This is a genomic window from Variovorax sp. 10N432 (genome assembly GCF_056394465.1).
The window spans coordinates 1-23,241 of sequence record NZ_JBFTHX010000042.1 but is presented as its reverse complement, the minus strand read 5'-3'; the positions used below and the strand labels follow the sequence as shown (position 1 = coordinate 23,241).

General features: G+C 68.6%; 29 protein-coding genes. 13 read left to right on the top strand and 16 right to left on the bottom strand.

Annotated elements, in window-relative coordinates; all coding sequences use genetic code 11:
* The first annotated feature begins 26 nt into the window (after window positions 1-26).
* The 5 genes from xerD to AC1DF3_RS30910 all read left to right on the top strand — a co-directional run bounded on the left by xerD (window position 27) and on the right by AC1DF3_RS30910 (window position 4,291).
* The gene (xerD, locus tag AC1DF3_RS30930) at window positions 27-941 is read left to right on the top strand and encodes a site-specific tyrosine recombinase XerD (RefSeq protein ID WP_478141914.1); all 915 of its coding nucleotides are present in this window, start codon (window positions 27-29) and stop codon (window positions 939-941) included.
* Window positions 942-978: 37 nt separating this feature from the next.
* A complete protein-coding gene (locus AC1DF3_RS30925; protein WP_436411569.1) occupies window positions 979-1,953 on the top strand; it encodes a Bug family tripartite tricarboxylate transporter substrate binding protein in 975 nt (324 codons plus the stop codon).
* 52 nt (window positions 1,954-2,005) lie between these two features.
* Window positions 2,006-2,572, top strand: a complete 567-nt coding sequence (locus tag AC1DF3_RS30920) for a TetR/AcrR family transcriptional regulator (protein WP_478141913.1) — start codon at window positions 2,006-2,008, stop codon at window positions 2,570-2,572.
* 90 nt (window positions 2,573-2,662) lie between these two features.
* Window positions 2,663-3,796: a thiolase family protein gene (locus AC1DF3_RS30915; protein WP_286532324.1), complete on the top strand. Its 1,134-nt coding sequence runs from the start codon at window positions 2,663-2,665 to the stop codon at window positions 3,794-3,796.
* 33 nt (window positions 3,797-3,829) lie between these two features.
* Window positions 3,830-4,291: a MaoC family dehydratase gene (locus AC1DF3_RS30910; protein ID WP_286532326.1), complete on the top strand. Its 462-nt coding sequence runs from the start codon at window positions 3,830-3,832 to the stop codon at window positions 4,289-4,291.
* 6 nt (window positions 4,292-4,297) lie between these two features.
* Here AC1DF3_RS30910 and AC1DF3_RS30905 read toward each other — a convergent pair whose 3' ends face one another.
* The gene (locus tag AC1DF3_RS30905) at window positions 4,298-5,101 is read right to left on the bottom strand and encodes a ferritin-like domain-containing protein (protein WP_286532327.1); all 804 of its coding nucleotides are present in this window, start codon (window positions 5,099-5,101) and stop codon (window positions 4,298-4,300) included.
* A gap of 40 nt (window positions 5,102-5,141) precedes the next feature.
* On the opposite strand from AC1DF3_RS30905, the gene AC1DF3_RS30900 reads away from it, so the two are divergent.
* Together AC1DF3_RS30900 and hslO are read left to right on the top strand one after the other, a co-directional pair.
* On the top strand, window positions 5,142-5,666 hold the full coding sequence (locus AC1DF3_RS30900; protein ID WP_286532328.1) for a gamma carbonic anhydrase family protein: 525 nt from the start codon (window positions 5,142-5,144) through the stop codon (window positions 5,664-5,666).
* Between the two features lie 124 nt (window positions 5,667-5,790).
* Complete coding sequence (gene hslO / locus AC1DF3_RS30895; RefSeq protein ID WP_286532330.1) at window positions 5,791-6,789, top strand: Hsp33 family molecular chaperone HslO; 999 nt, start codon at window positions 5,791-5,793, stop codon at window positions 6,787-6,789.
* Window positions 6,790-6,793: 4 nt separating this feature from the next.
* Here the strand turns inward: hslO and AC1DF3_RS30890 are convergent, their stop codons facing one another.
* From AC1DF3_RS30890 to AC1DF3_RS30855, 8 genes are all read right to left on the bottom strand, one after another.
* Window positions 6,794-7,210, bottom strand: a complete 417-nt coding sequence (locus AC1DF3_RS30890; protein ID WP_286524803.1) for a hypothetical protein — start codon at window positions 7,208-7,210, stop codon at window positions 6,794-6,796.
* Window positions 7,211-7,329: 119 nt separating this feature from the next.
* Window positions 7,330-7,920: an NADPH-dependent FMN reductase gene (locus tag AC1DF3_RS30885; protein ID WP_286532332.1), complete on the bottom strand. Its 591-nt coding sequence runs from the start codon at window positions 7,918-7,920 to the stop codon at window positions 7,330-7,332.
* Between the two features lie 19 nt (window positions 7,921-7,939).
* The gene (locus AC1DF3_RS30880) at window positions 7,940-8,401 is read right to left on the bottom strand and encodes a hypothetical protein (protein ID WP_478141912.1); all 462 of its coding nucleotides are present in this window, start codon (window positions 8,399-8,401) and stop codon (window positions 7,940-7,942) included.
* A 20-nt stretch (window positions 8,402-8,421) separates the two neighbouring features.
* Window positions 8,422-8,697 (bottom strand): cell division protein FtsB, encoded by a 276-nt coding sequence (gene ftsB, locus AC1DF3_RS30875; protein ID WP_286509893.1) that lies wholly within the window; start codon window positions 8,695-8,697, stop codon window positions 8,422-8,424.
* Between the two features lie 20 nt (window positions 8,698-8,717).
* Window positions 8,718-10,001 (bottom strand): phosphopyruvate hydratase, encoded by a 1,284-nt coding sequence (eno, locus tag AC1DF3_RS30870; RefSeq protein WP_286524800.1) that lies wholly within the window; start codon window positions 9,999-10,001, stop codon window positions 8,718-8,720.
* Window positions 10,002-10,020: 19 nt separating this feature from the next.
* Complete coding sequence (locus AC1DF3_RS30865; RefSeq protein ID WP_301808491.1) at window positions 10,021-10,311, bottom strand: DUF1330 domain-containing protein; 291 nt, start codon at window positions 10,309-10,311, stop codon at window positions 10,021-10,023.
* A complete protein-coding gene (kdsA, locus tag AC1DF3_RS30860; protein ID WP_478141911.1) occupies window positions 10,308-11,165 on the bottom strand; it encodes a 3-deoxy-8-phosphooctulonate synthase in 858 nt (285 codons plus the stop codon). Before kdsA ends, AC1DF3_RS30865 begins: the two co-directional genes overlap by 4 nt.
* An 82-nt stretch (window positions 11,166-11,247) precedes the next feature.
* The gene (locus AC1DF3_RS30855) at window positions 11,248-12,918 is read right to left on the bottom strand and encodes a CTP synthase (RefSeq protein ID WP_286532339.1); all 1,671 of its coding nucleotides are present in this window, start codon (window positions 12,916-12,918) and stop codon (window positions 11,248-11,250) included.
* A 158-nt stretch (window positions 12,919-13,076) separates the two neighbouring features.
* Between AC1DF3_RS30855 and coaBC the strand changes: the two genes are divergently transcribed.
* The 3 genes from coaBC to AC1DF3_RS30840 all read left to right on the top strand — a co-directional run bounded on the left by coaBC (window position 13,077) and on the right by AC1DF3_RS30840 (window position 15,452).
* On the top strand, window positions 13,077-14,303 hold the full coding sequence (gene coaBC / locus AC1DF3_RS30850) for a bifunctional phosphopantothenoylcysteine decarboxylase/phosphopantothenate--cysteine ligase CoaBC (RefSeq protein WP_286532341.1): 1,227 nt from the start codon (window positions 13,077-13,079) through the stop codon (window positions 14,301-14,303).
* Window positions 14,304-14,341: 38 nt separating this feature from the next.
* On the top strand, window positions 14,342-14,788 hold the full coding sequence (dut, locus tag AC1DF3_RS30845; RefSeq protein ID WP_478141910.1) for a dUTP diphosphatase: 447 nt from the start codon (window positions 14,342-14,344) through the stop codon (window positions 14,786-14,788).
* A 172-nt stretch (window positions 14,789-14,960) separates the two neighbouring features.
* Window positions 14,961-15,452, top strand: coding sequence for an outer membrane lipoprotein (locus AC1DF3_RS30840; protein WP_286532345.1), 492 nt, complete (start codon window positions 14,961-14,963; stop codon window positions 15,450-15,452).
* Between the two features lie 61 nt (window positions 15,453-15,513).
* Here AC1DF3_RS30840 and AC1DF3_RS30835 read toward each other — a convergent pair whose 3' ends face one another.
* A complete protein-coding gene (locus AC1DF3_RS30835; protein WP_286524790.1) occupies window positions 15,514-16,038 on the bottom strand; it encodes an FKBP-type peptidyl-prolyl cis-trans isomerase in 525 nt (174 codons plus the stop codon).
* A 14-nt stretch (window positions 16,039-16,052) separates the two neighbouring features.
* Here AC1DF3_RS30835 and AC1DF3_RS30830 point away from each other — a divergent pair, with 14 nt between their 5' ends.
* From AC1DF3_RS30830 to AC1DF3_RS30820, 3 genes are all read left to right on the top strand, one after another.
* Entirely contained in the window at window positions 16,053-17,192 is a 1,140-nt protein-coding gene (locus AC1DF3_RS30830; RefSeq protein WP_478141909.1) for a JmjC domain-containing protein, read from the top strand.
* On the top strand, window positions 17,182-17,685 hold the full coding sequence (locus AC1DF3_RS30825) for a hypothetical protein (protein WP_478141908.1): 504 nt from the start codon (window positions 17,182-17,184) through the stop codon (window positions 17,683-17,685). Before AC1DF3_RS30830 ends, AC1DF3_RS30825 begins: the two co-directional genes overlap by 11 nt.
* Window positions 17,686-17,777: 92 nt before the next feature.
* The gene (locus AC1DF3_RS30820) at window positions 17,778-18,017 is read left to right on the top strand and encodes a hypothetical protein (protein ID WP_286509878.1); all 240 of its coding nucleotides are present in this window, start codon (window positions 17,778-17,780) and stop codon (window positions 18,015-18,017) included.
* Between the two features lie 52 nt (window positions 18,018-18,069).
* Here the strand turns inward: AC1DF3_RS30820 and AC1DF3_RS30815 are convergent, their stop codons facing one another.
* From AC1DF3_RS30815 to AC1DF3_RS30790, 6 genes are all read right to left on the bottom strand, one after another.
* The gene (locus AC1DF3_RS30815) at window positions 18,070-18,846 is read right to left on the bottom strand and encodes an MBL fold metallo-hydrolase (RefSeq protein WP_478141907.1); all 777 of its coding nucleotides are present in this window, start codon (window positions 18,844-18,846) and stop codon (window positions 18,070-18,072) included.
* Window positions 18,847-18,856: 10 nt separating this feature from the next.
* Window positions 18,857-19,933, bottom strand: a complete 1,077-nt coding sequence (bamC, locus tag AC1DF3_RS30810; RefSeq protein WP_286532352.1) for an outer membrane protein assembly factor BamC — start codon at window positions 19,931-19,933, stop codon at window positions 18,857-18,859.
* 116 nt (window positions 19,934-20,049) lie between these two features.
* Window positions 20,050-20,976 (bottom strand): 4-hydroxy-tetrahydrodipicolinate synthase, encoded by a 927-nt coding sequence (gene dapA / locus AC1DF3_RS30805; RefSeq protein ID WP_286532356.1) that lies wholly within the window; start codon window positions 20,974-20,976, stop codon window positions 20,050-20,052.
* 41 nt (window positions 20,977-21,017) lie between these two features.
* A complete protein-coding gene (locus AC1DF3_RS30800; RefSeq protein ID WP_286532358.1) occupies window positions 21,018-21,569 on the bottom strand; it encodes a class I SAM-dependent methyltransferase in 552 nt (183 codons plus the stop codon).
* A complete protein-coding gene (locus tag AC1DF3_RS30795) occupies window positions 21,566-21,706 on the bottom strand; it encodes a hypothetical protein (RefSeq protein WP_286532360.1) in 141 nt (46 codons plus the stop codon). The genes AC1DF3_RS30800 and AC1DF3_RS30795 overlap by 4 nt, the downstream gene beginning before the upstream one ends.
* A 3-nt stretch (window positions 21,707-21,709) precedes the next feature.
* Window positions 21,710-22,924 carry an MFS transporter gene (locus AC1DF3_RS30790; protein WP_478141906.1) on the bottom strand — a complete coding sequence of 405 codons (1,215 nt, stop codon included), beginning with the start codon at window positions 22,922-22,924 and terminating at the stop codon, window positions 21,710-21,712.
* Window positions 22,925-23,241: the final 317 nt, after the last annotated feature.

The following is a 23,241-nucleotide window of genomic DNA, read 5'->3' as shown; positions in this document are numbered from 1 at the left end:
TTTTCTTTTTTGTTATCTTGCACGCCATGAGCGAGGCCATCGAAGCACCCCCGGAGACCCCCGAGATCGACGACTTCGTCGACGCGCTGTGGCTCGAGGACGGCCTGTCGAAGAACACGCTGGCCGCCTACCGGCGCGATCTCGCGCTGTTCGCCCACTGGCTGCATGCCCAGCGCGGCAAGCCGCTGAACGCGGCATTGGAAAGCGACCTCCAGGCCTACATGGGCGCGCGCCTGTCCGACCGGGGCAAGGCGACCTCGGCCAACCGTCGGCTCACGGTGTTCAAGCGCTACTACCGATGGGCCCTGCGCGAGCACCGCATCGCGGCCGACCCGAGCCTGCGGCTGGCGCCGGCCCGGCAGATGCCGCGGGCGATCAAGACCCTGTCGGAGAAGCAGGTCGACGACCTGCTGGCCGCGCCAGAGATCGACACGCCGCTGGGCCTGCGCGACCGCGCGATGCTCGAGCTGATGTATGCGAGCGGCCTGCGGGTCAGCGAGCTGGTGTCCCTCAGGGTGTTCGAGCTGAGTCTCAACGACGGCGTGATCCGGGTGCTCGGCAAGGGCAGCAAGGAGCGGCTGGTGCCCTTCGGCGGCGAGGCGAGACGCTGGATCGAGCGCTACCTGCACGATGCCCGGCCGCTGATCCTCGACGGTCAGCAGACGCCCGATCTGTTCGTGACCGCCCGCGGCGCCGGCATGACGCGCGTGATGTTTTGGATCATCGTCAAGAAGTACACCCTGGCGGCCGGCATCCACGTGCCGCTGTCGCCCCACACGCTGCGGCATGCCTTCGCCACCCACCTGCTGAACCATGGCGCCGACCTGCGCGCGGTCCAGCTGCTGCTGGGCCATGCCGACATCTCGACCACCACCATCTACACCCACGTGGCGCGCGAGCGGCTCAAGCAGATGCACGCCCGGCACCACCCGCGAGGCTGAAACGACAATGCGCAGGATGAATCCAGGAGTTTTCACGATGTCTCTGAAGTTGCGTCCTGCAGCGCTCGTCGCGGCGCTGGGCCTGATGCTGGCCTCGGTCGCCGCGCCGGCTCAGGTGGTTCCCAAGACCATCCGGCTGGTGGTCGCCTATCCCTCGGGCGGCGTCAGCGACGTGGTCGCGCGGGCGCTGGCCGACAAGCTGGCGGCCCAGCTCGGCAGCACGCTGGTGGTCGAGAACAAGGCCGGCGCCAGCGGCACGATCGGCATGGACGCGGTCGCCAAGGCGGCACCCGATGGCGCCACCTTGGGCTTTTCGGCGATCAGCCCGCTGGTGCTGAACCCGCACCTGGGCCGCTCGCCCTTCGACCCGATCAAGGACATCGCGCCGGTCGCCAGCGTGATGTATTCGCCGGTGCTGCTGCTGGCCACGCCGGCGACCGGCATGCGCGACTTGCGCAGCCTGCTCGACGACGCCCGGGCGCGTCCGGGTGCGGTTCGCTGGGCCACGTCCGGACAGGCATCGCTCGGCCACATCGTGCTCGAACAGCTGCGCGCGGCGGCCCAGGTCGACATCACCCACATCCCGTACAAGGGCGGCGGCCAACAGCTCAACGACGCGCTCGGCGGCCAGTTCGAGGTGCTGTCGACCAATGCCGGGCCGACCGTCTCGGCGCAGATCCAGACCGGCAGGCTGCGGCCGCTGGCGGTCGGCGCCCCGGCGCGCCTCGAGACCCTGCCGAAGGTCGCGACGCTGGCCGAACTGGGCTATCCGGCGGCCAACCTGTCGTCGCAGTTCGGTGTCTTCGCGCCGGCCGGCACGCCGGCCATCCTGATCGAGAAGTACAACGTCGAGATCAACAAGGCACTGGCCAGCCCCGACCTGCGCGCCAAGCTGCTGGCGACCGACAACGTGCCGACCGGTGGCCGGGCCGACACCTTCGCCGACGAGATCGCGAGCGAGTACGCGAACAACGGCAAGATCGTGAAGGCGGCGGGCATCCGGTCGGACTGAGCCTTTCCCGGCGCGGCTTGATTTCCTGGATCGCCTACCTTATAGTAGGTAGATGATCGCAGCAAATACCCTGGCCGGTGCCACCACCCGCGAGCAGATCCTGCAGGTCGCGCGGGAGCTGATCCAGACCCGTTCCTACCTCGGCTTCAGCTTCCAGGACGTGGCCGACCAGGTTGGCATCCGCAAGGCGAGCCTGTATCACCACTTCCCGACCAAGGAGGCGCTCGGCGTCGAGGTGCTGCGCACCGCGACCCAGGCCTTCAAGGATTGGACGGCCGCCAAGCCGCGCACGCCGCAGGCTGCGCTGGAGGCCTACTTCCGGATGTACCGCAACGGCCTGCGCGCCGGCGAGAGTGTCTGCCCGGCGGGCGCGTTGGCGCCGGGCTGGGACTGCATCGACGAGGAACTGCGGGGCGCCGTGCGCGACTTGCGCGGCACGCAGATCCTGTGGCTCAGCGGCGTGCTGGGTGCCTTGTCGCCGGGCGGCCGCGCGGCGGCGTCGGCGGCCTACGTGTTCGCCGTCTGCCAGGGGGCGCTGCTCTCGGCGCGCATGACCGGGCGGGTCGACGAATTCGACGAGGCCATCGAGCAACTGAGGGTGTCACTGCTGGCGGCCTGAGCCGCGAGCGTGGGTCGCGGCACGCCAGGCGTGCCTCTTTTTTGTCAATCAAAACTACCTATTGGTTGGTAGTAAATCGGAGAAAAGTCCATGAAAGCCGTCATCGCCGGATATGCCCGTTCCCCCTTTCATTTCGCCCGCAAGGGTGCGCTGGCGGAGGTCCGGCCCGACACCCTGGCCGCGCAGGTGGTGGGCGGCCTGCTCGCGCGCACCGATCTCGACCCGGCGCTGATCGAGGACGTGATCCTCGGCTGTGCCTACCCCGAAGCGGCCCAGGGCAACAACCTGGCGCGCATCGTCGGACTGCTGGCCGGCTTGCCGCACGAAGTCGGCGGCATGACGGTCAACCGCTTCTGCGGCTCGTCGATGCAGGCGGTGCACATCGCGGCCGCGCAGATCGAGGCCGGCATGGGCGACGCCTTCCTGTGCGTCGGGGTCGAATCGATGACGATGGTGCCCCAGGGCGGCTTCAACTTCTCGCCCAACCCCGAACTGCTGGCCGGCAGCGACGCCTATATCTCGATGGGCGAGACCGCCGAGAACGTGGCACAGCGCTGGAACGTGAGCCGTGGCGACCAGGAGGCGCTGGCTGTGCAGTCGCACCGCAAGGCTGCCGAGGCGCGCGAGCAGGGCCGGCTGGCCGGCGAAATCGTCGCCATCGCCCTGCCGAACGGCGACAGCGTCACGGTCGACGGCTGCATCCGGCCCACGACCTCGGCCGAGGCGCTGGCTGCCTTGCGTCCGGCGTTCCGGCCCGACGGCGTGGTCACGGCCGGCACCTCGTCGCCGCTGACCGATGGCGCCGCCGTGGTGCTGGTCACGAGCGACACCTTCGCCGCCCGGCATGGCCTGCAGGCGCTGGCGCGGATCCGGTCGTTCGCGTCGGTCGGCGTCGATCCGGCGGTGATGGGCATCGGCCCCATCCCGGCCACGCGCAAGGCGCTGGCGCGCGCCGGTCTCGCGGTGGCGGACCTCGACGTGATCGAGATCAACGAGGCCTTCTCGTCCCAGGCGCTGGCCTGCATCCGCGATCTCGGGCTCGACCCGGCCAAGGTCAACCTCGACGGCGGCGGCCTCTCGATCGGCCATCCGCTGGGTGCCACCGGCGCCCGGATCACCGGCAAGGCGGCATCGCTGCTGGTGCGTGAAAATGGCCGCTATGCGCTGGCCACCCAGTGCATCGGCGGCGGGCAGGGCATCGCGACCGTGCTCGAACGGGTCTGAACACCGGCCGCTGCAACGACATTGGAGACCGACATGCCCGCCACCGACGCCCCGAAGCTGTACCTCGAAGACCTGAAGCCCGGCGACCGCTTCACCAGCGGCGAGCATGCGCTGGACGAGGCGCAGATCATCGACTTCGCGACCCGCTTCGACCCGCAGCCCTTCCACCTGGACCCCGAGGCGGCCAAGCGCACCTTCTTCCAGGGCTTGGCGGCCAGTGGCTGGCACACGGCCGCGATCACGATGCGGCTGCTGGTCGACAGCGGCATCCCGCTGGCCGACGGCGTGATCGGCTCGGGCGGCGAACTGAGCTGGCCGCGGCCGACCCGGCCGGGTGACGTGCTGCATGTCGAAAGCGAAGTGGTCGAGGTGACGCCATCGCGCTCGAAGCCCGAGCGCGGCATGGTGCAGATGCGCTGCGACACCCTCAACCAGCGGGGCGAAGTGGTGCAGCGCTTCTCGCCCAAGCTGGTGGTGTCGCGGCGGCCGGCCTGAGCGCCTTCAAGGCTGCTGAAGCGCGCCGAGTTCTTCGTCGCTGAACCCCGCGAGGGCCCGGGCCTCGAGATTGAAGGGTGCCTTCAGGCGCGGCGCCTCGTGGCGGCGATACAGCGCGCGGTAGTGCGCGATCGGATCGAGCCCGTCGCGCTCGCAGAGCCAGCGGTACCAGCGATTGCCGACCGCCACGTGGCCGATCTCGTCGCGCAGGATGATGTCGAGGATGGCGCAGGCCGCCAGCGCGTCGGGTGTGTTCACGCGACGCAGCTTGGCCTGGATCAGCGGCGTGGCATCGAGGCCGCGCGCTTCGAGCGTTCGCGGCACGAGCGCCATCCGGGCCACGATGTCGTCGCTGGTTTTCTCGCACATGGACCACAGCCCGTCGTGGCCGGTGAAGTCGCCGTAGCGGTGGCCCATCGCCTGCAGGTGGTCATGCAGCAGCGTGAAGTGCTGCGCCTCCTCGTCGGCCACGCGCAGCCAGTCGCGGTAGAAATCCTCGGGCATGCCGTCGAAGCGCCAGGCCGCATCGAGCGCCAGGTTGATCGCATTGAATTCGATGTGGCAGATCGAATGGATCAGCGCGGCGCGCCCCTCGGGCGTGAACGGCGAGCGCTTCCCGACCGCGGTGGCCGAGACTCGCAGCGGGCGCTCGGGCCGCCCGGGCACGCCGCCCTCGTCGTTGCCGGTGCGCAGCGCTCGCAGATCCAGCGGCTGCGCGCCGAGGCCGGCGAAGGTCGCGCGCGTGGCTGCCACCTTGGCTTCTGGATCGGTGAGGCGCAGCGCGGCCAGGGCGCCAAGACGGGGATGCATCCCTACAATTCTAGTTTTCGTTCATTTGGAGACACTCGCGATGGCCCTCTACGAACTCGACGGCGTGGCGCCGCAACTGGCCGACGGCGCCTGGGTCGCCGACAGCGCCCAGGTCATCGGCAACGTCAAGCTGGCCGAGAACGCCAGCGTCTGGTTCGGCGCCGTGATACGTGGCGACACCGAGGTGCTCAGCATCGGGCGCAACAGCAACATCCAGGACCTGTCGGTGCTGCATGCCGACGTCGGCTGCCCGCTGACCATCGGCGACAACGTGACGGTGGGGCACCAGGTCATGCTGCACGGCTGCACCGTCGGCGACAACTCGCTGATCGGGATCCAGGCGGTGGTCTTGAATAACGCGAAGATCGGCCGCAATTCGATCGTTGGCGCCGGCAGCGTTGTGACCGAGGGCAAGGAGTTTCCGGACAACTCGCTGATCATCGGCTCGCCGGCCAAGGTGGTTCGCACGCTCGACGATGCGGCCGCCGCCAAGCTGCGGCAGAGCGCCGAGCACTATGTTGAAAACGCCCATCGCTTCGCGAAGGGCCTGAAGAAGATCGCCTGAATGAAGCTCACTCCCTGTTCCTTCCCCGTTTCCCTGGCCAGGGCACCCGTGGAACCGGCTTCGCCGGGCCACTGGGTGCGCCCCCTTGAGGGGGAGCGCCGAAGGCGCATGGGGGTGTCACGCAATGTCTGAGTTGCACAAGTTCCTGTTCGACGGCATGCCGGTGCGCGGCATGATCGTCCGCCTGACCGACGCCTGGCAGGAAATCCTGGCGCGGCGGGCGTCGAACACCACCACCGGCGCCTATCCGCCGCCGGTGGCCGAACTGCTGGGCGAGATGACGGCGGCGGCTGCGCTGATGCAGTCCAACATCAAGTTCAACGGGGCGCTGATCCTGCAGATCTTCGGCGACGGCCCGGTCAAGATCGCGGTGGCCGAGGCCAAGCCCGACCTGAGCCTGCGCGCCACCGCCAAGGTGGTCGGCGACCTGCCGGCCGATGCCCGGCTGCCCGAGATGGTGAACGCCAGCAATAAGGGGCGCTGCGCGATCACGCTGGACCCCAAGGACAAGCTGCCGGGCGCCACCCCCTACCAGGGCGTGGTGCCGCTGTTCGGCGACCAGGGCGAGAAGCTCGGGCGCCTGAGCGAGGTGCTGCAGCACTACATGCTGCAAAGCGAGCAGCTCGACACCACGCTGGTGCTGGCCGCTGACGACAAGGTGGCCGCGGGCTTGCTCATCCAGCGCCTGCCGGTCAAGGGCGAGGGCAATCTCGAAGGCACTTCGGCCAGCGACCACGACCAGGCCAACGAGGACCAGATCGGGCGCAACGAGGACTACAACCGGATCTCGATCCTGGCGTCCAGCCTGACCCGCGAAGAACTGCTCACGCTCGATGTCGACACCATCCTGCGGCGGCTGTTCTGGGAAGAAAAACTGCTGCGCTTCGAACCGCAGGCCGGCCTGCTGGGACCGCATTTCGCCTGCACCTGCGGCCGTGGGCGGGTCGCCAACATGATCCGCGGGCTCGGCATCGAGGAGGCCGAGGGCATCCTGGCCGAGCGCGGCGAGATCGAGGTCGGATGCGACTTCTGCGGCAAGCAGTACCGCTTCGACGCGGTCGATGCGGCGCAGATCTTCACGGCGCCGGGCGACCAGATGCCGGGAAGCGCGGTGGTTCAGTAGGGCGCTAGCGGGTGGTCGACAGGACCGTGGCCCGGCACCTTCCCTGCTCGCGCGGGGCCAGCAGGCTGCAGTTGTCCAGCGCGCGCTGCTGCATGTCGCTGAGCCTCGGACGTCCCGCGGACGCCGGCGGATAGTAGGGCTGCGCCGGGCGGTAGTAGGCCGGCGGCGGCGGCTGGTAGTACGCCGGGGGCGCCGGCTGGTAATACACCGGCGGCGCGGGCTGGTAGTACACGGGCGGGGCGGGCTGGTAGTAGACCGGCGGCGGATTCACGTAGACCGGCGCCGGTTGTTCATAGACGGGGCCGCCGACGCCGATCGAAAAATTGACTTCGGCATGGGCGGCCGCGGCCAGCGACAGGGCGGCGGCCACGACGGCGGCCGAAGCGACCCGGTTGGCGAATGCGGCGCGATGAAAGATCAAGGAAGTCTCCGGAAGGGGCGCGAAAACGCCCATGTTAGTCCTAACGTCCCGGCGGCGGCCCCGGTGGACAGCGTTGACATCCTGTCACGTGCGGGAGCGGCTGCAGCGGCCGGTGGCAGCTAGTACGGCGGCGCCTTCTTCGCCCGCTGCGCGCGCGCCGCCTCGGTCCACCACGCCAGGTCGTCGGCGAAACGCACGAACGACCGATCGAGCGCTTCGCCCGCGCCGCCGGTCGGCCTGGCGTCGGCATCGAGCGTCTGCGAGATCGGACCGACCGCGAGGGTGCTCGACACGACGACCATGCCCATCTCGGACAGGATCGAATGCCACACGGTGCCCGAGCGAACGCCCGAGAAGCGCCCGGCCGAATAGCTGGCGACCGCGGCCGGGCGCCAGAACCACTCTTCGAGGAAGTGGTCCGTCAGGTTCTTGAGGCCGGGTTGCGGGCCCCAGTTGTATTCGCCGGTCACGAAGACGAAGGCGTCGGCATTGCGGATCTTTTCGGCCAGGGCCTCCATGGGCGCCGGCGCGCTGCCTTTCGGGTATTCCTTGTACATGCGGTCGAGCATGGGCAGACCGACTTGCATGGCGTCGACCAGTTCGGCCTCGGCGCCCCGCGCCCGGAGGCCGGCGACCAGGTAGTCGGCCAGGCGGATGCCCATCCGGTCCGAACGGTACGAGCCGTAGAACACCAGGATCTTGTCACTCATTGCGTCTTCCCCGTTGTCTTCATGAATCGGTGCCGGCTTCGGCCCGCCGGCGAAGCAGGTCGGTGAACAGCCGATGCTCGCACGCCGGGTCGGAGCACTTTTCGCACGACCAGGCGGCCGCGCTGCGGCTTGGCTCCGCGCTGCCGAGGCCGAGCGCCCGAAGGGCGCTGGCGAGGCGCTCGGGCCCGCGGCCGTGAACGACGGCGAAAGGCAGTCGGGCCGCGGCCAGCGCAGCGCGCAGCAGCGCGTCCGCCTGCTCCCGTCGCTGCAGGGTTTCGGCGTCGGCCACAGGGAGATCCAGCCCCATCAGCAGCGTGAAGGCGCAACCGCGCGGCAGCGCCATGGGGATCGACGGGCCGTCGACGACCGCGATGCCTCGCTGTCGCAGCCGTTGCGCGAGCGCATCCGCCAGCGCTGTCTTGCCGGTGCCGTCGGCGCCGATCAGGGCGATCGTGCTGCCTGCGGGGAGGTTGGGCGTCATGCGGTCGGCCGCGCCGGCCCTCAGTGCGTGATCTGTACGAACACTTCGTTGGGCTTGACCATGCCGAGCTCCTGGCGGGCCCGCTCCTCGACCATCTCGAGCCCTTCCTTGAGGTCGTTGACCTCGGCGGAGAGCCGCTCGTTGTTGATCGCCGCCTTGGCGTTGGCCTCCTTCTGGTCGGCCAGCTTCTCTTGCAGCTGCGCCACGTCGCGCACGCTGCCGCGCCCGGTCCAGAGCTGCCACTGAAGGATCAGCAGCAGCAGGACCAGGATGATCGGTACGATGCGTGAGCGCATGGCGCCGGTCCGCCGGAGGATCAGCGCAGGTTGTAGAAGGCGCCGCGGCCCGGGTACGAAGCGACATCACCGAGGTCTTCCTCGATGCGCAGCAGCTGGTTGTACTTGGCGATGCGGTCCGAACGCGACAGCGAGCCGGTCTTGATCTGGCCGGCATTGGTGCCCACCGCGATGTCGGCGATGGTGCTGTCCTCGGTCTCGCCCGAGCGGTGGCTGATGACGGCGGTGTAGCCGGCGCGCTTGGCCATCTCGATCGCGGCGAAGGTCTCGGTCAGGGTGCCGATCTGGTTGATCTTGATCAGGATCGAGTTGGCGATGCCCTTGTCGATGCCCTCTTGCAGGATCTTGGTGTTGGTGACGAACAGGTCGTCGCCGACCAGCTGCACGCGCTTGCCGAGGCGCTCGGTCAGGTGCTTCCAGCCGTCCCAGTCGCCTTCGTGCATGCCGTCTTCGATGCTGATGATCGGGTACTTGTCGACCCAGCTTGCGAGCATGTCGGTCCAGCTCTCGGCCGTGAGGCTGAGGTTCTCGCCGGCCAGCACGTACTTGCCGTCCTTGTAGAACTCGCTGGCCGCGCAGTCGAGGCCCAGGGCGATTTGCTCGCCGGCCACATAGCCGGCCTTGTCGATGGCCTCGAGGATCAGCTGGATGGCCGCCTCGTGGCTTTCGACGCTGGGGGCGAAGCCGCCTTCGTCGCCGACCGCCGTGCTGATGCCGCGGTCGCCGAGGATCTTCTTGAGCGCATGGAACACCTCGGCGCCATAGCGCACCGATTCGCGGAAGCTCTTGGCGCCCACGGGGATGATCATGAACTCCTGCAGGTCGAGGCTGTTGTTGGCGTGGGCGCCGCCGTTGATGACGTTCATCATCGGCACCGGCAGCTGCATGCCGCCCATGCCGCCGAAATAGCGGTACAGCGGCAGGCCGGATTCTTCGGCCGCGGCGCGGGCCACGGCCATCGACACCGCGAGGGTGGCGTTGGCGCCCAGGCGGGCCTTGTTCTCGGTGCCGTCGAGGTCGAGCAGCGTGCGGTCCAGGAAGGCCTGCTCGCTGGCGTCCAGGCCGAGCACCGACTCGGAGATCTCGGTGTTGATGTTCTCGACCGCCTTGAGGACGCCCTTGCCCAGGTAGCGGCCCTTGTCGCCGTCGCGCAGCTCGATCGCTTCGCGCGAGCCGGTCGATGCGCCCGAGGGCACGGCCGCGCGGCCCATGGTGCCCGATTCGAGCAGCACGTCGCATTCGACGGTGGGGTTGCCGCGGCTGTCGAGGATTTCGCGCCCGACGATGTCTACGATTGCACTCATCTTTGCTCTTTCTCTAGGTTCAGATACCTTGGACGACGATCATGCGCATGATCGCCGCGCCCTGACGCGCCGCGCGCGCCTTGCCGTACTCGGGCGAGTCGTTGAATTTCTTCGCTTGCTCGACGCTCGGAAACTTGAGGATCACGATGCGCTCGGGATGCCAGTCGCCCTCGAGCACCTCGACCTGGCCGCCGCGCACGCAGACTTCGGCGCCATGGACCTTCATGGCTTCGGAGGACCACTTCTTGTAGTCCTCGTATTGCGTCGGGTTGGTCACCTCGACGTTGGCGATGATGTAAGCACTGCTCATTGTTGGAAGATGTCCTCCAGGAATGCGTTTTTCTTGGTGACGCGGTCGAGCGCCAGCAGCGTCTCGAGCAGCGCCTTCATGTGCTTGAGCGGCACGGCGTTGGGGCCGTCGCTCAGCGCCTTGGCGGGATCCGGATGGGTCTCCATGAAGAGTCCCGCGACGCCGACCGCGACCGCGGCCCGCGACAGCACAGGCACCATCTCGCGCTGGCCGCCCGAGCTGGTGCCCTGGCCGCCCGGCAGCTGCACCGAGTGCGTGGCATCGAACACCACCGGGGCGCCGGTCTCGCGCATGATCGCCAGCGAGCGCATGTCCGACACCAGGTTGTTGTAGCCGAAGCTGGCGCCGCGTTCGCAGGCCGTGAAGCTGTCTTCGGGCAGGCCCTTTTCCTTGGCGGCCGCGCGCGCCTTGTCGATGACATTCTTCATGTCGTGCGGCGCGAGGAACTGGCCCTTCTTGATGTTGACCGGCTTGCCCGACTGCGCCACTGCGCGGATGAAGTCGGTCTGGCGGCACAGGAAGGCCGGCGTCTGCAGCACATCGACCACCTTCGCCGCCGCCGTGATGTCTTCTTCGGTGTGGACGTCGGTCAGCACCGGCAGGCCGAGTTCGCGCTTGACCTTGGCCAGGATCTCGAGGCCCTTGTCGCGGCCCGGGCCGCGGAAGCTGGTGCCCGACGAGCGGTTGGCCTTGTCGAAGCTGCTCTTGAAGATGAACGGGATGCCGAGCGCGGCGGTGATCTCCTTGAGCGTGCCGGCCGTATCCATCTGAAGCTGCTCGGACTCGACGACGCAGGGTCCCGCGATCAGGAAGAAGGGCTTGTCCAACCCGATGTCGAATCCGCAGAGTTTCATACGACCCCCTCGCTGGTCACTTCGTGTACTGCGCTGCCCCCCGAGGGGGTGCGAGCTTGCTTGGGGCGGCCCTGCGCTGCGCTCATGCGACCACCTTCAGTGCCTTCTTGTCCGCGCCTTGATGCTCGAGCGCCGCGGCGATGAATGCATTGAACAACGGATGACCGCCCCAGGGCGTGGACTTGAACTCGGGGTGGAACTGCACGCCCATGAACCAGGGGTGCACGTCGTTCGGCAACTCGACGATCTCGGTCAGGTGCTCGCGCTGGGTCAGCGCCGAGATCACCAGGCCGGCGCGACGCAGCTCGTCCAGGTAGTTGACGTTGGCCTCGTAGCGATGGCGGTGGCGCTCGGTCACGACGTCGCCGTAGATGCTGTGGGCCAGCGTGCCGGGCGCGACATCGGAGCTCTGCGCGCCCAGGCGCATGGTGCCGCCCAGGTCGGACTTCTCGTCGCGGGTCTTGACCGTGCCGTCGTTGTCCTTCCACTCGGTGATCAGGGCGATCACGGGGGTCGGGGTCTCGGGGTCGAATTCGGTGCTGTTGGCGCCCTTGAGTCCGGCCACGTTGCGTGCGTATTCGATGGTCGCGACCTGCATGCCCAGGCAGATGCCCAGGTAGGGCACTTTGGTCTCGCGGGCGAAGCGGGCGGCAGCGATCTTGCCCTCGACGCCGCGCTGGCCGAAACCGCCCGGCACCAGGATGGCGTCGTACTTGCCGAGCCGGGCCACGTCTTGCGGCGTGATGGTCTCGGAGTCGATGTAGTCGATCTTGACGCGGGCATGGTTCTTCATGCCGGCGTGGCGCAGCGCCTCGTTGAGCGACTTGTAGCTGTCCGACAGGTCGACGTACTTGCCGACCATCGCGATGGTGACTTCCTTCTTCGGGTGCTCGACCTCGTAGACCAGGTCGTCCCAGCGCTTGAGCTTGGCCGGCGGCGTGTTGATGCGCAGCTTGTCGCAGATGAGCCCGTCGAGGCCCTGCTCGTGCAGCATGCGCGGCACCTTGTAGATGGTGTCGACGTCCCACATCGAGATCACGCCCCATTCGGGCACGTTCGAGAACAGCGAGATCTTGGCCCGCTCGTCGTCGGGGATCGGGCGGTCGGCGCGGCACAGCAGGGCGTCGGCCTGGATGCCGATGGCACGCAGCTCCTTGGCCGTGTGCTGGGTCGGCTTGGTCTTGAGCTCGCCGGCCGCGGCGATCCACGGCACGTAGCTCAGGTGCACGAAGGCCGAGTTGTTCGGGCCCATGCGCAGGCTCATCTGGCGCACCGCCTCGAGGAAGGGCAGCGACTCGATGTCGCCGACCGTGCCGCCGATCTCGACGATCGCGACGTCGACCTCGTGGGCGGTGCCGATGCCGGCACCGCGCTTGACGTACTCCTGGATCTCGTTGGTGATGTGCGGGATCACCTGCACCGTCTTGCCGAGGTAGTCGCCGCGGCGCTCTTTCTCGAGCACGGACTTGTAGATCTGGCCGGTGGTGAAATTGTTGGCACGGCGCATGCGCGTCGTGATGAAGCGCTCGTAGTGGCCGAGGTCGAGGTCGGTTTCGGCGCCGTCGTCGGTGACGAACACCTCGCCATGCTGGAACGGCGACATCGTGCCGGGGTCGACATTGATGTACGGATCGAGCTTGATGAGGGTGACTTTGAGGCCGCGCGATTCAAGGATGGCGGCGAGCGAGGCGGAGGCGATTCCCTTGCCCAGGGAAGACACCACACCGCCGGTGACGAAGACGAATTTGGTCATGCCAGTTCCGGACGCAGATCCGGGAAGTGGGAAATAGGGATTATAGGTGGCGCCCCGTGCCCCCGGCCGGCGCAGGGCCGCCCCAAGCGGCCGACCCCCTTGGGGGGCAGCAAGTCACGCAGTGACGCAGCCAGGGGGCGACAGATACACTGCCGGCCATGGAAGAACTTGGCGGAAAACACATCGTTCTGGGGCTCACGGGGGGCATCGCCTGCTACAAGTCGGCCGAGTTGTGCCGGCTGCTGGTCAAGGCCGGCGCCACGGTGCAGGTGGTCATGACCGAGGCGGCGGAGCAGTTCATCACGCCGGTCACGATGCAGGCGCTCTCGGGGCGCCCGGTCTACGGCTCGCAGTGGGATGCGCGCGAACCCAACAACATGCCGCACATCAACCTGAGCCGCGAGGCCGATGCGATCCTGCTGGCGCCCGCCAGTGCCGATTTCATCGCCCGCCTGGTGCAGGGGCGCTCGGACGAACTGCTGAGCCTGCTGTGCCTCGCACGGCCGGCCGAGCGGGTGCCGCTCTTGATCGCTCCGGCCATGAACCGGGAGATGTGGGTTCATCCCGCGACCCAGCGCAATCTGCGCCAAGTCGATGCAGACGGCGCGCGCGTGCTCGGCGTCGGCAACGGCTGGCAGGCCTGCGGCGAGACCGGCGACGGCCGCATGCTGGAGGCACAGCAGTTGCTCGAGGAAGTGATCTCGCAATTCCAGCCCAAGGTGCTGGCCGGCCAGCAGGTCGTGGTCACCGCCGGGCCGACCTTCGAGGCGCTCGATCCGATCCGCGGCATCACCAACCATTCGTCCGGGAAGATGGGCTTCGCCATCGCCCGGGCCGCGCACGATGCCGGCGCCGAGGTCACGCTGGTGGCTGGCCCGGTGCACCTGCCGACGCCGCGCGGCGTGCGCCGGGTCGACGTTCAATCGGCCCGAGACATGCTCGACGCCACGCTGCAGGCCACGCAATCGGCTTCGGTCTTCGTCGCCACCGCGGCGGTCGCCGACTGGCGCCCGGCGTCGCACAGCGCGCAGAAGATCAAGAAGGACGGCAGCGGCAAGCCGCCGGTGCTGCATTTCGTCGAGAACGACGACATCCTGCTGACCGTGGCCCAGGGCGCACGCGCCAAGGCCGGCCAGCTGTTCTGCGTCGGCTTCGCCGCCGAGAGCGAGAATCTCGAGGCCCATGCCAAGGCCAAGCGCGAACGCAAGGGCATCCCGCTCTTGGTCGGCAACATCGGCCCGCTCACCTTCGGCCAGGACGACAACAGCCTGCTGCTGGTCGACGCCCAGGGTGTGCGCGAACTGCCGCGCGCCCCCAAGCTGACGCTGGCGCGCGACCTGGTGGCCGAGATCGCGGCCCGCCTTCCTTCCGCCGGCTCGCGTTGAGCCGGCTCGTTTTCATCTCATGCAACAGGTCACACGAATTGAAAGTCGACGTTCGCATCCTCGATCCCCGCATGCAGGACCAACTGCCCGCCTACGCCACCCCCGGCAGCGCCGGGCTGGACCTGCGGGCCTGCCTCGACGCGCCGGTCACGCTGGAGCCCAATGGCTGGCAACTGGTGGGCACCGGCATCGCCATCCACCTGGCCGACCCGGGTTTCGCGGCGCTGATCCTGCCGCGCTCGGGCTTGGGCCACAAGCACGGCATCGTGCTCGGCAACCTGGTCGGCCTGATCGACAGCGACTACCAGGGCGAGCTGAAGATCAGCGCCTGGAACCGCAGCGACACGCCCTTCGTGCTGCAGCCCATGGAACGGCTGGCGCAACTGGTGATCGTGCCGGTGGTGCAGGCGACGTTCGAGGTGGTGGCCGAGTTCGCGCCCAGCGAGCGGGGCGAGGGCGGCTACGGTTCGACCGGCAAGCATTGACGCCTGCACCGCCTTGTAGGGCGGCGCCTTCAACGATTGGCATTTGTTGCTCACACGTAAAGACCGGAACCGGCCATGGCCGCGGCGCTCCAATCGGCGACGATCGGTTTCAGGTCATCCGGCGCGCCTGTGCCGCGTTGAACAGATAGATTTGCTTGAGGAGCACAACATCATGAAGATCCCATTTCGATTCATTTCCGTCAGCGCTTCGATGCTGGCACTCGCCACCTTGACCGCCTGCGTCGCGCCGGCGCCGGTCTACCAGACCTCCAGCTACCCCTATCAGGCGCCGCAGCCGGTGCAGCAGGGTCCCTATGTGGAATACGGCCGGGTTGCCAACATCGAGGTCGTCCAAAGCCAGAGTGCGGGCGCGGCCCCGAGCGGCGTCGGCGCGGTGGCCGGTGGCGTGGTCGGCGGCGTGCTCGGCCACCAGGTCGGCAGCGGCCGCGGCAACACCGCCGCGACCATTGCCGGTGCCGTGGGCGGTGCCCTGATCGGCAATGCGGTCGAGTCGAACAACAGAGCGCCGCGCGCCTACCAGAGCTATCGTGTCTCGGTCCAGACCGACAACGGCGGCTACCGCGCCTTCGACGTGCCGAGCCCGGGCGACCTGCGCATCGGCGACCGCGTGCGGATCGACAACGGCCAGATCTCCCGCTTCTGAGCGACCGCGCGACCAAGCAGAAAGCCGGGCATGCCCGGCTTTTTGTCGTCCGCAAACAGCTTCAGTGGAGCAGGTCGTTGCCCGGAGCGGAGGGCGGGATCTTGAAGAAGCCGGTGCCTGCGGTGCCGCGGCCGACCTCGTCCTCGGTGGCGTCGCGCACCGATTTCACGGTCATGTCGAGCCGTATCGCGATGCCGGCCAGCGGATGGTTGCCGTCCAGCACCAGGTGCTCGGGGTAGATCTCGCTCACGGTGTAGAGCACGTCCTTGGGCATGTCGGGGTTGACGCCCTTGGGCAGCGCCGCGCCGTCGAAGGTCATGCCTTCTTCGGTTTCGGGCGGGAACAGCGAGCGCGGCTCGAGGAACAGCAACTGGTCGTTGAAGTCCCCGAAGGCCTGTTCGGGTTCGAGCTGCAATTGCACCCGGGCGCCGGGTTCGTGGCCGAGCAGGGCGGCTTCGATGGCATCGAAGAGGTCGCCGCCGCCGACCAGGAACTCCACCGGGTCGTCTAGCACGTCAAGGACTTCGCCCAGCGTATCTTTCAGCGTCCAGGTCAGTCCCACCACGCATTGTTCAGTGATTTCCATTGGACAATTCTCCCATGGAGATTGATCTACCCCTGCCTCTGCTCGGCGGCCTCAGCGCCCGCCAGTTCATGCGACGCCACTGGCAGAAGAAGCCGCTGCTCGTTCGCCAGGCCGTGCCCGGCATGGTGCCACCGATCGCACGGCCCGCGCTGTTCGACCTGGCGGCGCGCGACGAGGTCGAGTCGCGCCTGGTCCGCCATCGCAAGTCCGGCTGGGCCCTGAAACACGGGCCCTTCGCGCGCCGTGCGCTACCGGGCCTGCACCAACCCGGCTGGACCCTGCTGGTGCAAGGCGTCGACCTGCATGATCAGGGGGTTCACGATCTGTTGCAACAGTTCCGTTTCGTGCCCGACGCCCGGCTCGACGATCTGATGATCAGCTACGCCAGCGACGGCGGAGGCGTCGGTCCGCATTTCGACAGCTACGACGTGTTCCTGCTCCAGGCTCAGGGGCGCCGCCGCTGGTCGATCGGCAAACAGCGCGACTTGAGCCTGCAGCCCGGCGTGCCGCTCAAGATCCTCTCGAACTTCGAGGCCGAGCAGAGCTTCGTGCTCGAGCCCGGCGACATGCTCTACCTGCCGCCGCGCTATGCGCACGACGGCGTGGCGGTCGGCGACGACTGCATGACCTGCTCGATCGGCCTGCGCTCGCCGGCTGCCGCTCCGCTCGGGGCCGACCTGTTGGCGCGCATCGCCGAGGCCCATGCCGACGCGCTCCAGGACGAACCGGCGAGGGCCGCCGTGCACTACCGCGACCCCACGCAGGACGCGCTCGCGAACCCGGCCGCGATGCCGCCGGCGCTGCAGGCCTTTGCGCGCGAAGCGGTGCTGGCCGCGGTGCGCGACGGCGAGGTGATCGACCGCGCGCTCGGCGAGTCGATGACCGAGCCGAAGCCGACGGTCTGGTTCGATGCCGGCGAGGCGCCCGGGCAGTGGAACGCCGTCATGCTGGATCGCCGCACCCGCATGCTCTACGACGCGCGCCACCTCTACATCAACGGCGAGAGCTTTCGTGCCGGCGGCCGCGACGCCACGCTGATGCGCAAGCTCGCGGACCAACGTGCACTCGGGCCGCGCGAACTGGCCGGGGCCAGCGACGATGCGCTGGCCCTGCTGAGCGACTGGTGCGAAGCGGGGTGGCTGCATGCCGGATGACGTGACCGCGGTCGACCTGCCCGACGGCGCCTTCGACGGCCGCCGAGCTTTTCATGACCATCTGCAGGCCGCGCTCGGCGCCGCGGCGCGCCAGAACTGGCGTGAGATCGTGCTGTCCGACCCCGACTTCGTCGACTGGCCGCTGGGCGAGCGCAGCACCGTCGAGGCGCTGCAGGCGTGGTCCGCGGCCGGCCGAAGCATGGTCTTGCTGGCGCAGCGTTTCGACATCTTCGCGCGCGAACATGCACGCTTCGTGCACTGGCGGCGCATGTGGAGCCACATCATCGATGCTCGGGCCTGCCAGGGTCCGGGCTTGCCGCCGGTGCCCAGCGCTATCTGGACGCCGGGCTGGTTCCTGCATCGCGTCGACCTCGAACAAGTGCGCGGCACCTGCGGGCGCACGCCCGAGGCGCGGCGCGCACTGCGCGAGCGGATCGACGAATGCCTGCGGCATGCGCGGCCGGCCTTTCCGGCGAGCACGCTGGGCTTGTAAGCCAAAGCCGCGAATCGCACCGGATCGGGGCGCGGGACCGGAGGACAGGTCTAGAATTTTTTCCTTGCTGTCTTCATCCAAAGGAGTCCCCAATGAAGAAGTCCCTGTTGATCGCTGCCCTGATGGCTGCCGCCGCGCTGACGGCCTGCGGAAAGAAGGATGAGCCGCCCGCGGTCGTCGCGCCGGCACCCGTCGTCGTGACGCCGCCGGCCGCGCCGGCACCCGCACCTGCGCCGGCACCGGCGCCCAATGCGCAGTCCGCGCTCGATGCCGCCAATGCGGCGACCGAGGCTGCGAAGAAGAACGCCGAGACGCCACCGGCCAAGCCCTGAGGGCAGGGCGCATTTCGTTGCGGGCCGCCCTCGGGCGGCCTTTTTCATGGGCTCAGAGGTCGAGCCAGGGCGATCCTTCGGCTGCCGTGGCCGTGAGCATCTCGTCGGCGCTGGCGCCCAGCGCCGCCGCCATCGCCTCGCGCACGATGTCGGGCCGGTTGTTCTGCTCGCTCAGGTGCGCCGCCAGCAGGTGGCGCAGGCCACCGTGGTGCACTGCGCGCGCGATGGCGCCGGCAGCGCTGTTCGACAGATGCCCGTAGTTGCCGCCGACACGCTGCTTGAGGAAAGGCGGATAGGCGGAACCGGCCAGCAGGTCGCTGTCGTGGTTGAACTCCAGCAGCAGGGCATCCAGGCCCATCAGGCGGGCCAGCACGTGCGGGGTGGCATGGCCGAGGTCGGTGAGCACGCCGAGGTGGCGCGCGCCGTCGGTGCAGCGCAGCTGCAGCGGCTCGCGCGCGTCGTGCGGCACCGTGAAGGGCTGGATGCAGAGGTCGCCGACCTCGATGTCGATGCCGTCGCGCGCCAGCTGCAGCAGGCCCTCGTAGTCGTGCCCGCCGGTCGCCAGCCAGGTGCCTTCGCTCATCCACACGGGGATCCGCTCACGGCGCGACAAGGCCCGCGCGCAGCCGATGTGGTCGCCATGCTCGTGGGTGATGAAGACGGCGTCGATGTCGGCGGCCGCGAGGCCGGCGGCGGCCAGCCGCGCGTCGAGGTGGCGCAGCGCGAAGCCGCAGTCGATCAGCAGCCGCGTGACGCGGCCGCCGCTCGTCGCCTCGACCAGCGTGGCGTTGCCGGTGCTGCCGCTGCCCAGACTGCGGAAGCGCAGCATCGGGTCCGGCTTACTTCAGGTCGTCGGCGATGACCTGCACGATGCGCTGCGCATTGGCCGTGCTGTCCGGCGCGCCGGCTTCGTTCAGCACCGAGACCGTGCTGGTTTCGCCCTGGCCCTTGACCAGGATGCGGAACTTGAGCGGCGCCTCGGTCTTGCCCGAGCTGAACAGCTTGGAGAAGAAGCTCGGGTCCGACTTGTTCGGATTCGGCGGCACGTAGCGCACGAAGTAGGTGCCGGCGGTGCGGTCGCGGTCTTCGACCGTGAAGCCGGTGCGGTCGAGCGCCAGGCCGACGCGGCGCCATGCGCGCTCGAAGTTGTCGTTGATCTGCACCATCGGCTGGCCGCCGACATTGGCGACCTTGGCGGTCTGCGGCGCGGCGCCGGCGGCGGCGATGACCTTCGACTGTTCTTGCGAGACGCCGAGCTTGACCATCAGGCGGCGCAGGAATTCGGCTTCGAGTTCGGGGTCGCTGGCGCGCGGCTGCCAGACCGTCTGGTCCTTGCGCGAGCTGCTGTAGACCTCTTCCATGCCGCGGTGGCTGATGAAGATCTCGGTGCCGTTGGGGGTGCGTTCGAGGCGGGTGCGGAAGCGGTCGAGTTCACCGGTCGAGTAGAGCGAGTCCATGAGCTTGCCGATGGTGCCGCGGATGATGTCCTGCGGCAGCTTGGCGCGGTTCTCGGCCCAGTCGGTTTCCATGATGCCGAGATTGCGCTGGTCGGTGGTCAGCAGGAAGCCGCTTTCTTGCCAGAAGTCGCGCACCGGTTCCCAGAGCTGGTCGGCCGGGCGGTTGATGACCAGCCAGCGCTGCGTGCCGGCGCGCTCCATCTTGACGTCGCCGACCGAGCTGACCGCGGTCGGCAGGCCGGGCGCATTGGCCAGGCCGGCCTGGTAGGCGTTGGCCGTGACCGCGCCGCCCGGCACTGCGTAGCGGTTGTCTCGCGACAGCTGGGTGAGATCGGGCGGGACTTCGAGCGTCGGGGCCTTGCCGGCGCTCTTGTAGTCGATTTTTTCGCTCTCGAGGGCCGAGCAGGCGGCGAGACCGGCGACCAGGGCCAGCAATGCGAATCGCGAAATTGTTTTCAACGTCTACTTCCTTTTGGAATGTTGAGCTCTATCGGTGGGCACGCGCCCGCTCTCTCTGAGCGGGCTCCGGGCAAAAGGTTGCCGGCGTCCGCGAACGCCGGCTTGTAAAGGTGGGGTCAATCCTTGAGCAGGCCGCTGGCGCGCAGCGCGGCTTCGACCGCCGGCCGGCCGCCTTCGGCGAGTTCGGTGAGCGGCAGCCGCAGCGCGCCGCCGCACAGCCCCAGCCGTGCCATCGCCCACTTGACGGGAATCGGATTCGGTTCGACGAACAGGTTGCGGTGCAGCGGCATCAGTTCGAACTGGATCTGCATGGCCCGCCGGACGTCGCCGGCGATCGCCGCGACGCACAGCTCGTGCATCTTGCGCGGCGCGACGTTGGCGGTGACGCTGATGTTGCCCTGGCCGCCGCACAGCATCAGCGCGACCGCGGTCGGGTCGTCACCGGAATAGACGGCGAAATTCTTCGGCAGTTCGCGGATCAGCCACTGGGCCCGTTCGATGTTGCCGGTGGCTTCCTTGATGCCGATGATGCCGGGCACCTGCGCCAGACGCAGCACGGTGTCGTGCGCCATGTCCGCGACGGTCCGCCCGGGCACGTTGTAGAGCACCGTCGGCAGGTCGCCCACCGCTTCGGCGATCGCCTTGAAGTGCTGGTACTGGCCTTCCTGGGTCGGCTTGTTGTAGTAGGGCACGACCTGGAGCTGGCAATCGGCGCCCACGCCGCGGGCGTATTTGGCGAGCTCGATCGCTTCCTTGGTGGAGTTCGCGCCGCAGCCGGCCATCACGGGCACGCGGCCGCGCGCCTGCTCGACCGAGACGCGGATGATCTCGCAGTGCTCTTCGACGTCGACCGTCGGCGATTCGCCGGTGGTGCCGACGACGCCGAGACAATCGGTGCCTTCGTCGATGTGCCAGTCGATCAGCCGGCGCAGGGCGGGATAGTCGACACTGCCGTCGTCATGCATCGGCGTGACGAGCGCAACGATGCTACCTGTCAGTTGCTCCAAGGGAATCTCTTTGTGGGTTGCCCGAAAAGCAGCCATTCTACTGACCTGGGCCCGTCCTCCGGTACGGGCGGGCCCCGCTAGGGGGCTTGGAGGAGATGTCGGGGCGGCATTGCAGAGGCGGCCTGCGGGCGGACGGCGGCGATCCGCTGGACGAAACGCTCGGGATCGCACAGGAAGCCGTCCTCGTACGCCACCACCCGCAGCCCGGCGCAGGCGGCCGGCAATTCGCCGGGCTGGAGCAGGAAATCGGGCCGGGAGGGCTTTCCCACCTGCTCGTTGCCCGCGGCGAAGGTTTCATAGAGCAAAACGCCGCCGGGCGCGACCGCCGCGACGATGTCCGCCAGTCGCGGGCGCCAGAGGTAGTTGGTGACGACCACCGCGCCGAAGCGCTGGCCCTCGAAAGGCCAGGGCCCCGACTCGATGTCGGCCAGCACGGCATGGCCGAAGGCCGCCGCGGCATCGACCGCATCCGGCGACCGGTCGACGCCGGTCACCGCATGGCCCCGTTCGGCGAACCAGCGCATGTGGCGGCCGCTGCCGCAGGCCACGTCGAGCACGCCGGCGCCGGGCGCCAGCAGGTGAGACCAGCGGACGATCCAGGGCGAGGGGGTGAGGCTGGCGTGATTCAAAAGCAGGCCCAGATCTGGTCGACCAGCGTGACCAGGAAGGTCGGGCGCACATAGAGCGCGAAGACGCCGGCCAGCGCCAGCGCAGCGGCGCCCAGCCAGGCGGCATGGACCAGACGATCGCGGGTGGACCTGGACATGGCTCAGGCGGGCTGGAGCCGGGGCCGCGCGATCGCGCTTTCCTTGACCGGCAGGTTGACCAGCGCCGCCATGACGCCGAACGCGATCGCGAGGTACCAGACCAGGTTGTAGCTGCCCAGGCGGTCGTACAGGTAGCCGCCGAGCCAGACGCCGAGGAAGGAGCCGACCTGGTGGCTCAGGAAGACGAAGCCGCCCAGCATCGAGAGGTGGGCGACACCGAAGATCTGGGCCACGATGCCGCTGGTCAACGGCACGGTCGAGAGCCACAGGAAGCCCATCGCCGCGGCGAACACATAGACCGTGAGCGGCGACAGCGGCACCAGCAGGAACAGCGCGATGGCTGCTGCCCGGCTCAGATAGATGGCCGCCAGCAGCTTGCGCTTGGCCAGCCGGGCGCCGAGCGCGCCGGCGGTGTAGGTGCCGAAGATGTTGAACAGGCCGATCAGGGCCAGCGCGTAGCTGGCGACCTCGGGCGAGAGCCCCTTGTCGCGCAGGTAGCTCGGCATGTGGATGCCGATGAACGCCAGCTGGAAGCCGCAGACGAAGTAGCCCGCCATCAGCAGCACGAAGCTCGGGTATTTGAAGGCTTCCTGCACCGCCTGCAGGATGGTCTGGTCGCGCTTGCCGCTGGCGGCGGCGAGCCGCGGCTCGCGCAGGGAGAAGGCCAGCGGGATGATCAGCAGCGCCAGGGCCGCCAGCGCCAGCAGGGCGGTCTGCCAGCCGAGCCGGGCGATCAGCTGGCCCTCGACCGGCACCATGAGGAACTGGCCGAAGGAGCCGGCCGCGGCCGCGACGCCCATCGCCCAGGAGCGGCGCTCGGCCGGGATCTGGCGCCCGATGACGCCGTAGATCACCGCGTAGGTGGTACCGGCCTGGGCGGCGCCGATCAGGACGCCGGCGGTCAGGGCGAACATCAGCGGCGTGTGCGAGAGCGCCATGCCGGCCAGCCCCAGCGCATAGAAGACGGCACCGGCGACCATGACCTTGAGCGCGCCGAACTTGTCGGCCAGCATGCCGGCGAAGACGCCGACGATGCCCCATGAAAGGTTCTGGATCGCGAGCGCCAGCGAGAAGGCCTGGCGGGTCCAGCCCTGGTCCTGGGTGATCGGTTGCAGCCACAGCCCGAAGCCATGGCGAACGCCCATCGACAGGGTGACGATGAGGGCGCCGCAGATGAGCACCCGCTGGATGCTGAGCGGCTGGGAAGTGGTTGTCATGGCAGAAAATGTACCCAAAAGCCGTGAGCGGCGTCGGCGACCCGGGGACCGGGATTGTTGATATTTTTGGCCCTATTTGATGCGGGCGGCGCGGATGGCGGTGGGCGGGCCGAAACCAAGGCCTGGTCCGCCGCCGGGCCGCCCCAAGGCGGACCGCACCCCCTCGGGGGGCAGCGACCCACRCGAAGTGGGGGAGCGTGGGGGCCTGGTCCGCCGCCGGGCCGCCCCAAGGCGGACCGCACCCCTCGGGGGGCAGCGACCCACGCGAAGTGGGGGAGCGTGGGGGCCTGGTCCGCCGCCGGGCCGCCCCAAGGCGG